Source organism: Klebsiella sp. ME-303 (genome assembly GCF_007910085.1).
Classification (GTDB): Bacteria; Pseudomonadota; Gammaproteobacteria; order Enterobacterales; family Enterobacteriaceae; genus Klebsiella; species Klebsiella michiganensis.
Map to the genome: position 1 here is coordinate 24,616 of NZ_VOJB01000058.1, position 9,153 is coordinate 33,768.

The 9,153-nt window shown below is 58.7% G+C and carries 12 protein-coding genes and 1 pseudogene; 7 read left to right on the forward strand and 6 right to left on the reverse strand.

All coding sequences use genetic code 11. The features are described 5' to 3' along the window. Positions 1-205 precede the first annotated feature (205 nt). Entirely contained in the window at positions 206-730 is a 525-nt protein-coding gene (locus FQK12_RS05380) for an SCP2 domain-containing protein (protein ID WP_004854523.1), read from the forward strand. After that, positions 724-1,227 (forward strand): GNAT family N-acetyltransferase, encoded by a 504-nt coding sequence (locus FQK12_RS05385; RefSeq protein WP_004125592.1) that lies wholly within the window; start codon positions 724-726, stop codon positions 1,225-1,227. The genes FQK12_RS05380 and FQK12_RS05385 overlap by 7 nt, the downstream gene beginning before the upstream one ends. On the opposite strand, the gene FQK12_RS05390 is transcribed toward FQK12_RS05385, so the two are convergent. Further along, a complete protein-coding gene (locus FQK12_RS05390) occupies positions 1,214-1,498 on the reverse strand; it encodes a GIY-YIG nuclease family protein (protein ID WP_014226970.1) in 285 nt (94 codons plus the stop codon). The genes FQK12_RS05385 and FQK12_RS05390 overlap by 14 nt on opposite strands. Before the next feature lie 55 nt (positions 1,499-1,553). Here FQK12_RS05390 and FQK12_RS05395 point away from each other — a divergent pair, with 55 nt between their 5' ends. After that, on the forward strand, positions 1,554-1,997 hold the full coding sequence (locus FQK12_RS05395; RefSeq protein ID WP_014226969.1) for a YhbP family protein: 444 nt from the start codon (positions 1,554-1,556) through the stop codon (positions 1,995-1,997). Here FQK12_RS05395 and FQK12_RS05400 read toward each other — a convergent pair. Further along, positions 1,977-2,495 carry a type 1 glutamine amidotransferase domain-containing protein gene (locus FQK12_RS05400; protein ID WP_004854517.1) on the reverse strand — a complete coding sequence of 173 codons (519 nt, stop codon included), beginning with the start codon at positions 2,493-2,495 and terminating at the stop codon, positions 1,977-1,979. The genes FQK12_RS05395 and FQK12_RS05400 overlap by 21 nt on opposite strands. A 128-nt stretch (positions 2,496-2,623) precedes the next feature. On the opposite strand from FQK12_RS05400, the gene FQK12_RS05405 reads away from it, so the two are divergent. Together FQK12_RS05405 and FQK12_RS05410 are read left to right on the forward strand one after the other, a co-directional pair. After that, positions 2,624-3,274, forward strand: coding sequence for an NAD(P)H-binding protein (locus tag FQK12_RS05405; protein ID WP_014226968.1), 651 nt, complete (start codon positions 2,624-2,626; stop codon positions 3,272-3,274). A gap of 69 nt (positions 3,275-3,343) precedes the next feature. Continuing rightward, positions 3,344-4,384, forward strand: a complete 1,041-nt coding sequence (locus FQK12_RS05410) for a permease (RefSeq protein WP_014226967.1) — start codon at positions 3,344-3,346, stop codon at positions 4,382-4,384. Positions 4,385-4,491: 107 nt separating this feature from the next. Here the strand turns inward: FQK12_RS05410 and dolP are convergent, their stop codons facing one another. From dolP to FQK12_RS05430, 4 genes are read right to left on the reverse strand one after another with little or no spacing between them, the layout of a single operon-like run. After that, positions 4,492-5,067, reverse strand: a complete 576-nt coding sequence (dolP, locus tag FQK12_RS05415) for a division/outer membrane stress-associated lipid-binding lipoprotein (RefSeq protein WP_004125578.1) — start codon at positions 5,065-5,067, stop codon at positions 4,492-4,494. Positions 5,068-5,076: 9 nt separating this feature from the next. Next, positions 5,077-5,667: a DnaA initiator-associating protein DiaA gene (diaA, locus tag FQK12_RS05420; protein ID WP_002918211.1), complete on the reverse strand. Its 591-nt coding sequence runs from the start codon at positions 5,665-5,667 to the stop codon at positions 5,077-5,079. Positions 5,668-5,689: 22 nt separating this feature from the next. Next, positions 5,690-6,076, reverse strand: a complete 387-nt coding sequence (locus tag FQK12_RS05425) for a YraN family protein (protein WP_014226966.1) — start codon at positions 6,074-6,076, stop codon at positions 5,690-5,692. Further along, positions 6,034-8,115 carry a penicillin-binding protein activator gene (locus FQK12_RS05430; protein ID WP_014226965.1) on the reverse strand — a complete coding sequence of 694 codons (2,082 nt, stop codon included), beginning with the start codon at positions 8,113-8,115 and terminating at the stop codon, positions 6,034-6,036. Before FQK12_RS05430 ends, FQK12_RS05425 begins: the two co-directional genes overlap by 43 nt. A gap of 63 nt (positions 8,116-8,178) precedes the next feature. Between FQK12_RS05430 and rsmI the strand changes: the two genes are divergently transcribed. Beyond that, entirely contained in the window at positions 8,179-9,042 is an 864-nt protein-coding gene (rsmI, locus tag FQK12_RS05435; protein ID WP_014226964.1) for a 16S rRNA (cytidine(1402)-2'-O)-methyltransferase, read from the forward strand. 4 nt (positions 9,043-9,046) lie between these two features. Continuing rightward, a pseudogene (locus tag FQK12_RS05440) lies at positions 9,047-9,153 on the forward strand (Fic family protein); the annotation flags it as partial.

The following is a 9,153-nucleotide window of genomic DNA, read 5'->3' on the forward strand; positions in this document are numbered from 1 at the left end:
CGCGGCCCGTCAGGGACGCTGGATGGTTAATGAGCTGGGATTTTAGTTAACCTTTTGGTGACAATTTTTGATTTGAGGCAGTTAAAAGCGTATTGGCGGGATCAATACCTGCGGCCCGGCATCGTGATTTTGTTGATTTACGCCGCTATGTCGTTTATTTGATATGGCACAATAGAGGAACTATTGCATTCATGGAGTAAAGCTTGTGTTGGATAAACTGCGTTCCAAACTGGTTCACTTTGGCCCGTCGATGATGAGCGTGCCGGTTAAGCTGGCGCCATTTGCCCTCAAGCGCCAGGTGCTGGAACAGGTATTAAGCTGGCAATTTCGCCAGGCGCTGGCGGATGGGGAACTGGAGTTTCTCGAGGGGCGCTGGTTAAGTATTCATGTGCGCGACATCGGCCTGCTGTGGTATACCTCGGTGGTGGACGGTCGTCTGGTGGTCAGCCCTGCGGCTGAAGCGGACGTCAGCTTCAGCGCCGACGCCAGCGACCTGCTGATGATCGCGGCGCGTAAGCAGGATCCGGATACGCTGTTCTTCCAGCGTCGCCTGGTTATCGAAGGCGATACCGAGCTGGGACTGTATGTAAAAAACCTGATGGATGCCATTGAGCTGGAGCAGATGCCAAAGGCGCTGCGTATTATGCTGCTGCAGCTGGCGGACTTTGTTGAAGCTGGCCTGAAAGGCCCGCAGAAACCTGAACAGACATCGGTAGGTGAGGCATGCTGATTCGAGTAGAGATTGGGATTGATGCGCCGGGTATCGATGCTCTATTGCGTCGTACCTTCGGCGGCGACGCGGAAGCGCAGCTGGTGCACAGTCTTCGTGAAGATGGCCTGATCACGCTGGGCGTGGTGGCGACGGATGACGAAGGTCAGGTCGTAGGCTACGTGGCCTTTAGCCCGGTCGCCGTCGAAGGCGAAGAGCTGCAGTGGGTTGGACTGGCTCCGCTGGCGGTCGATGAAAGCTACCGCGGTCAGGGCATCGGGCGTCAGCTGGTCTATGAAGGGCTCGATTCCCTGAACGAGTTTGGCTATGCCGCCGTCGTGACGCTTGGCGATCCGGCGCTCTATGGCCGTCTGGGCTTTGAACCCGCGGCGCGTTTCGATCTGCGCTGCCGCTGGCCCGATAGCGCTGAGGCTTTCCAGGTGCATCGTCTGGCCGATGACGCGCTGAACGGCGTGAGCGGGCTGGTCGAATATAGCGACCACTTTAATCGCTTCTGAGGCTTTCCAGCAGCGCCTCAAATGAACCGTCCCCGGCAACGAGGCGCTCTTTCTGGCGCTTCGTTAGCTGCTTAATACGATACTCAAGCCGTAGCGCTAGTGAGCGTTCACCAACTTCCTGACTGAAGGCCAGCTGAAGCTCGCCTTTTCCACGCAGCGCTTTCGCGCCCTTGCCAGTCTGGTGCTGGCAAAAGCGGCGTGCAACATCGGTGGTAATCCCGGTATAAAGGCGATTATCGGCGGTACGAATCAGATAGAGAAACCAGCACACGGTACAGAGGTCGCTATGTTAAGGTGTGAGCACCATAACATACTGGAGAGTAAAGATGGATACGCTCGCCGCGATCGGCCGCTGGCTGGGTAAGCAGCACGTCGTGACCTGGTGCGTCGCCCGCGATGATGAGCTGTGGTGCGCCAATGCTTTTTACGTTTATGACCCGGAGAAGGTCGCATTTTATCTGCTCAGCGATGAAAAAACGCGCCACGGCCAAATGACCGGGGAAAGCGCCAACGTGGCCGGGACGGTCAACGGCCAGCCAAAGAGCGTGGCGCTGATCCGCGGCGTACAGTTCAAAGGTAAAATTCGCCGCCTCACCGGGGAAGAAGAGGCGGCGATGCGCAAGCGCTACGTCAGCCGTTTTCCTGTCGCCCGCATGCTATCGGCATCCGTCTGGGAGATTCGTCCCGATGAGATCAAGTTCACCGATAACACGCTGGGCTTTGGGAAAAAGCTGCACTGGCTGCGCGAATCAGGCGCCGAGCAGGCGTAAGGCTTCACGATTAAAGGCCGGCAGGTCGTCCGGGGTTCTGCTGGTCACCAGCTGTTCGTTGTCGATAACCACTTCCTGGTCATAGAATTCGCCACCGGCGTTTTTCACGTCGACGACGATAGGCTTCACGGCCGTCAGCTTGCGCCCGCGAATCACATCGGCGCTAATCAACAGCTGCGGACCATGGCAGATGGCGAAGACCGGTTTGCCGCTGTTGACAAAATCGCGGGTGAAGGTGACAAAGCGTTCGTCGCCGCGCAGCGAGTCCGGTGAATATCCGCCCGGCAGCAGCAGGGCGTCGAAGTCGGCAGGGCTGACGTCATCAATGGCTTTATCGATAACGACTTCAGCTTCCCCTTTTTTCCCTTTTACCTTCTTCCCCGCCTGTTTTTCAATGGTCACCACCTTGTGTCCGGCCAGACGGTAGGCGTCCGCGGGTGAGGTGAACTCGGAGTCTTCAAAGTCGTCGGTAATTAAAACGGCTATCTTCTTACTCATTCTTCCTCCAGTGTTTCGGTGTGGAATGAGGCATTTCCCTGATGATGATGGATAATTACCTCGTAGAGTATTAAGTCTGGAACATGAGGCTGGGATCGCAACATAGAAAAATCTGCAAAGGAGTTTCGATGAGTCAGGTACTGTTAACGGGGGCAACCGGGTTAGTTGGTGGTCACTTACTGCGAATGCTACTCAACGTACCGGATATTAAGTCCATTGCTGCGCCCACGCGTCGGCCGCTGACCGATATCTCCGGCGTATTTAACCCGCACGATCCGCAGCTCACGGACGCGCTGGCGCAGGTGGTCGATCCGGTCGATATTGTTTTCTGCTGTCTGGGGACTACCCGCCGGGAAGCGGGTAGCAAAGAGGCGTTTGTGCATGCCGATTATACGCTGGTCATTGATACCGCGCTGGTGGGAAAAAAGCTGGGCGCGCAGCATATGCTGGTCGTCAGCGCGATGGGGGCCAATGCGCATTCGCCCTTTTTCTATAATCGCGTAAAAGGTGAGATGGAAGAGGCGCTGATTGCGCAGCAGTGGCCGCGCCTGACCATTGCCCGCCCGTCAATGCTGATAGGCGAGCGCGAAAAAAAACGCACCGGCGAAACGCTCCTTGCGCCGCTTTTTAGCCTGCTGCCGGGAAACCTGAAATCGATAGACGCGCGGGACGTGGCAAGCGCGCTACTCGCGGAGGCGCTCTCGCCCGCGCAGGAAGGCGTCCGCATTCTCTCCTCGTCGCAGCTGCGCGAAAGGGCCGCGCGCGCGGGGGATTACTGATTTCCAAAGTTTCCCCGGAGGCGTAGTATTCATGTCCTCAATTTATCATGACACTCCCTGGGGAATGCTATGGCTGGTCAGTCTTCATCTCAGGCGGCAGCACCGTTTCAATGGTGGAAGCCCGCGCTGTTTTTTCTCGTCGTTATCGTTGGTCTGTGGTTCGTTAAATGGCAGCCCTATTACGGCAAAGCCTTTACCGCCGCTGAGACGCACAGTATCGGCAAATCCATTCTTGCAAATAGCGACGCGAATCCTTTCGCTGCGGCCTGGGATTACGCGCTGGTCTATTTCCTGGCGGTATGGAAAGCGGCGGTATTAGGCGTGCTGCTGGGATCGCTCATTCAGGTGCTGATCCCGCGTGACTGGCTGCGGCACACGTTAGGGCAATCGCGTTTTCGCGGTACGCTGCTGGGGACCGCGTTCTCTCTGCCGGGGATGATGTGCACCTGCTGCGCCGCGCCGGTGGCTGCGGGAATGCGTAAACAGCAGGTATCCATGGGCGGCGCGCTGGCATTCTGGCTGGGCAATCCGCTGCTCAACCCGGCGACGCTGGTGTTTATGGGCTTCGTGCTGGGCTGGCAGTTTGCGCTGATTCGCCTGCTGGCGGGACTGGCGACCGTACTGGTGGTCGCCACGCTGGTTCAGAAATGGGTGAAAGAAGCGGCGACGCAGCCGGTTCCCGTGCCTGAAATGTCGGTCACAACGGGGCAGGACGGCTTCTTCAGCCGCTGGCTGCGCGCGCTGTGGACGCTGTTCTGGAATACCATCCCGGTTTATATTCTGGCGGTTCTGGTGCTGGGCGCCGCGCGGGTGTGGCTATTCCCTCACGCCGATGGCGTGGTGGAGAATACGCTGTTCTGGGTGATTGCCATGGCGATTGCCGGCTGCCTGTTTGTGATACCGACGGCGGCGGAGATCCCGATTGTGCAGACCATGATGCTGGCAGGAATGGGCATGGCGCCCGCGCTGGCGCTGCTGATTACGCTGCCTGCTGTCAGCGTACCGTCACTGATTATGCTGCGTAAAGCGTTCCCGGCGAAGGCGCTGTGGCTGACCGGTGGGCTGGTGGCGCTGTGCGGCGCGGTGGTCGGGGGAGTCGCTTTACTGTGATGATCTTCCCGGAGGCGGCGCTGCGCGCCTGTCCGGGCTACCGGCCCACAGCCAACGGTGAACCCGTAGCCCGGCTCAGCGTAGCGCTGGCCGGGAGGCAGAGACGCTTACTTGATATAGGTAAAGGCGGTGGTGACGCGAGACACGCCGCTCACCCGGCTGGCGATATCCGCCGCCGCGCGTCCTTCACGGTCGGTTACCAGACCCATCAGGAACACTTCACCGTTTTCGGTTGTCACCTTCACGTTGGAGGATTTCACCTGGTCGGTACCCAGCAGCTGGGAGCGGACTTTGGTGGTGATCCAGGTATCCGAAGACGCGGTTCCTAAGCCGATCGGCTGGCCCTGACGCACTTCGTTAAACACCTCCGTCGTACCTTCTACGCCCATAGCGATTTGCTTCGCGCGCGCGGAGAGATCGGACGTTGGGGACTGCCCGGTCAGCAGAACTTTGCCCTGGTAGGCGGTCACGTTGATGCGGGCCTGTTTCTTAATTTGTTCATCTTTCGACAGCGCGCTGTTAACGCGCAGCTCCAGCGTGCTGTCGTCCACCTGAGTACCTACCGTACGCGGGTCCGTCGCGGCTTTAGTGCCGACTGCTGCCGTTCCGACTACCGCGGCAGCAACGCATCCCTGAAGCAGTAGCGCAGACAGCAGAATGGCGAGGGGCGAGAGAGCCTTCATGTGTTCTCCTTAATCGTCCTGGTGTGGAAAAAGCGTGTTATCGATCAAATCGCACAGACAGTTGACGGTGAGCATGTGCATTTCCTGAATTCGCGCGCTGCGATGCGACGGAATGCGGATTTCGACGTCCTGCTGCCCTAACAGGCCAGCCAGTTCACCGCCGTCATAACCGGTTAACGCCACGATAGTCATATCGCGGGTGACCGCCGCTTCCACGGCTTTCACGATGTCCCGGCTGTTGCCGCGCGTAGAAATCGCCAGCAGCACGTCGCCGGCGTGTCCCAACGCTCGCACCTGCTTAGCATAGATTTCGTCATGCAGGCGATCGTTGGCAATTGCGGTTAAGACCACATTATCGGTATTTAGTGCAATGGCGGGTAAACCAGGACGCTCTGTTTCAAAACGGTTAATCATACTGGCAGCAAAATGCTGTGCGTTGGCGGCGGAAGTGCCATTACCACAACAGAGGATTTTGTTGCCGTTCAGCAGCGACTGAACGAGCGTCATCGCCGCACGTGAGATGGCGTCCGGGAGTGCTTCCGCTGCTGCAATTTGGGTTTGAATGCTTTCGGTGAAGCAGGCTTTGATTCTGTCGAGCACGGGATCCCTTAATTCGTTTACGCTATTCGCCAAAGGCGTTTTTTAGCCATTGGATGTCGTTTCCGGTGAAGGCTACCACATCGAAACGGCAATCCACAGTCTCAAAGCTCCCATTCTGTCGGCAGAGCCACAGGCGCGCGGCTTTGAGCAGTCTTTGTTGCTTTTGCGGCGTCACGCTGGAGGCGGCATCGCCGTAGTTTGCGCTGCGACGATAGCGTACTTCGACAAAGACGGTGACGCTGCCGTCGCGCATGATGAGGTCTATCTCGCCGCCGCGCTCGCGGACGTTGGCGGCGATAAAGCGCAGACCCTGGCTCTCCAGCCAGCGGCGCGCCTGGGTTTCCCAGGCATCGCCGGTCTGTTTACTTAGTTGGCCGCGACGATTTGCCCACCCTGGTATTTGAGCCATGACAGTTTCCTGTTGATCACGCAATCCTGCGTGGCCGTAAGATCGCCGGTATTGCCGTTCAGCTCAAAGCCGGGAACCTGGCGCATCTGCGAGAAATGGTTGGCAAGGGACCAGGCGTCGGCGCCCATGGCGTACAGGCGCGCCAGCGAGTAGTCGTTACGAACGGCGGCCAGCGCCTGCTGCTGCAGGGCAGGGTTACTTCCCGCCAGCATCGGGATCTCGCTATATTGCAGACCTTCCATCTCCAGACGGAAGTCCGGTCCGGAAGTCCCCTGGGCGCTGCGGGAGCTGGCGTAGAGCGTTACGCCGCTCTGGCTGCCGTTACGCAGGGCGATCATCGGTTTGATGTAAGCGATTTGTTCCGGCGTGGCCAGGATATACGCGGCGTCGACGCCGCCGGTGCTGCTGACCGGCACATCGCTCGGGCTACCCAGGGCGCTGTCCTGCGCTGACGGCAGGGTTGAGACCGGCGTACCGCTTAGCGAAATACCGCTGTTGACGCTGCCGCGCAGCTCGGCGGTGGAGCCCAGGCGCTGTTGCAGGACGGTACCGCCCCCCAGCTTCAGCCACTCGTTGGCGAAGGCGGTAACCACCCGATCGCCCAGGGCGCCGCGAGGCACCAGCAGCAGCGGAGTCTGTTTGCCCTGATCGTGAATGTGATGCGCCGCGTCGCGGGCTTCGTCTTCCGGCGAGAGGGCGAAATAGCAGATATTGGCCCGGCTTTCGACTTTTTCCGGCTGATTGAGCGCCAGCACGTTCAGCGAGGTATTGCTCTTGATGACATCTTCGACATTATCTTTCAGCAGCGGGCCGACGACGATGGTCGCGCCATCCTGCTGTACCTGGGCCAGCAGCTGGCTCATTGGCTGAGTGGTGGTGTCGTAGATTTTCAGTTCTGCGGAAGGGTTGGCTGGCGTTGCGGCGACTGCCTGAGCCTGCGGCGCTTCCGCCGGCTGGCTGGTGGCCTCCGGCGTCGGGGCTTGTACTGCCGCCGGCGCGGTGACCGGCGCCGCGGTTTGCGCCTGGTCGGCCGCTGGCGCCTGTACCGGGGTCTGAGCGTTATTGGTGGTCGTCAGATCGGTGACCTCCGCCTGCGATGGGCTGACTACGGCGCTTTCGGCAACGTTCGCCGCCTGGGCGACCTGGGCGGGTACTGCGCTTCCTGCAACGGCAGGCGCGCCGTTCTTCGCCGCTTCAAAGCCCTGCTGGATCGTGCGGCCAAAAATCGCCGCCTGGCCGTTTAACGGCAGCAGCAGGGCGATTTTATTGGTCGATGCGGCCTGGTAGTTCTGCATATTCACTAGCTGCGTCGGCAGCATTTTCGCCCCCGGGTTTTGCGGGTAGCGAGTCTGCCAGTCTTTCACTCCCGCCTTGAGCATCGTCGGATCGCTGCGGTTATCAAACCACATGCGCTGCAGATCCAGCCAGCCCTGCAGGACGTTCTCATCGGCGTTAATGACCAGCGCGTTGGCCTGATCTTTGGTCATGGCGGTGAGCGCTTTCCAGGTCGCGTCGATGTTTTTCTGCTTTTGCGCAGGCAGGCTTAACAGCGACTGTTGGGCAATCAGGGCCCGCAGCAGGTTCAGCGAGGGTTGACCCTGGCTGGCGTCAATTTGCGCCTGCCAGTAGCGGGGCAGTTGGTTCTCCTCAAGGCTTGCCGGGTCGAGCTTGCTGAGCAGTGTCTGCGCGCCCTGGAAATCGTTCTGCGCCAGCTTCACTTCCACCGCCAGCAGCGACCTTTCGCGGCTTTGCGCACCGTTGAGATTAGACGGTAGCTGGTTGAACAGGTCGATCGCCTGCGGTTTCTTACCTTCCTTCAGCAGTGCACGAATGGCGAGTAATTGCCAGTTGGTCTTGCTATCATTCGTGCTTTGCTGCATCTGTTGCAGATAGTAACTGGAGTCTGCCTGAGCCGTACCCTGCAAATACGCCGTACTTTGATCCGGAGTATGGGTACCGCAGCCGGCAAAGATCAGCGCGGCCAGCAGTACGGGCAGACAACGCACGGGTTTAGAACGAAGAAATGTTGACGGTACCATATGTGTCCAGTGATATTTTTTTGGCTCAATGCTCAATATTAATTCGGCAATACGGACGAGACAATGAAACAACACGAATCAGCAGATAATTCTCAGGGACAGCTCTATATTGTGCCCACTCCGATAGGGAATCTGTCTGATATCACGCAACGCGCGCTGGAAGTGTTGCAAGCCGTTGATTTAGTTGCAGCGGAAGATACCCGCCATACCGGTTTGCTGCTGCAGCATTTTGCGATCAACGCCCGTTTATTCGCGCTTCATGACCACAACGAGCAGCAAAAGGCGGAAACGCTGGTGGCGAAGCTTAAAGCGGGGCAAAACATCGCGCTGGTTTCCGACGCCGGAACGCCGCTGATTAACGATCCCGGCTATCATCTGGTGCGCACCTGCCGTGAAGCTAATATTCGCGTGGTGCCTCTGCCCGGCCCCTGTGCGGCGATTGCGGCGCTGAGCGCGGCGGGTCTGCCTTCGGATCGCTTCTGCTATGAAGGCTTTCTGCCTGCCAAATCCAAAGGGCGTCGTGACACGCTGAAGGCGCTGGAAGAAGAGCCGCGGACGATTATTTTTTATGAGTCTACCCACCGCCTGCTGGAAAGCCTGGAGGATATCTGCGCTGTGCTGGGGGAGTCCCGCTACGTGGTGCTGGCACGTGAGCTGACCAAAACCTGGGAATCGATTCACGGAGCGCCGATCGGCGAGCTGCTGGCATGGGTGAAAGAGGACGAAAATCGCCGTAAAGGCGAGATGGTGCTGATCGTAGAAGGTTTTAAAGCGCAGGAAGAGGCGCTGCCGGCGGTAGCGCTGCGTACGCTGGCCCTGCTGCAGGCTGAGCTGCCACTGAAAAAAGCCGCCGCGCTGGCTGCGGAAATCCACGGCGTGAAGAAAAACGCCCTGTATAAGTATGCCCTGGAGCAGCAGGGAGACTAATCTCATGAGTCATTACCAGCCGCCGTTTAGCATTACTCCTGCCATTCTCAATCTGGTTGTTGAGATTGGTGAGCTGTTAGGGCACTGGTCAGCTCAAACGGGACGAGCCTC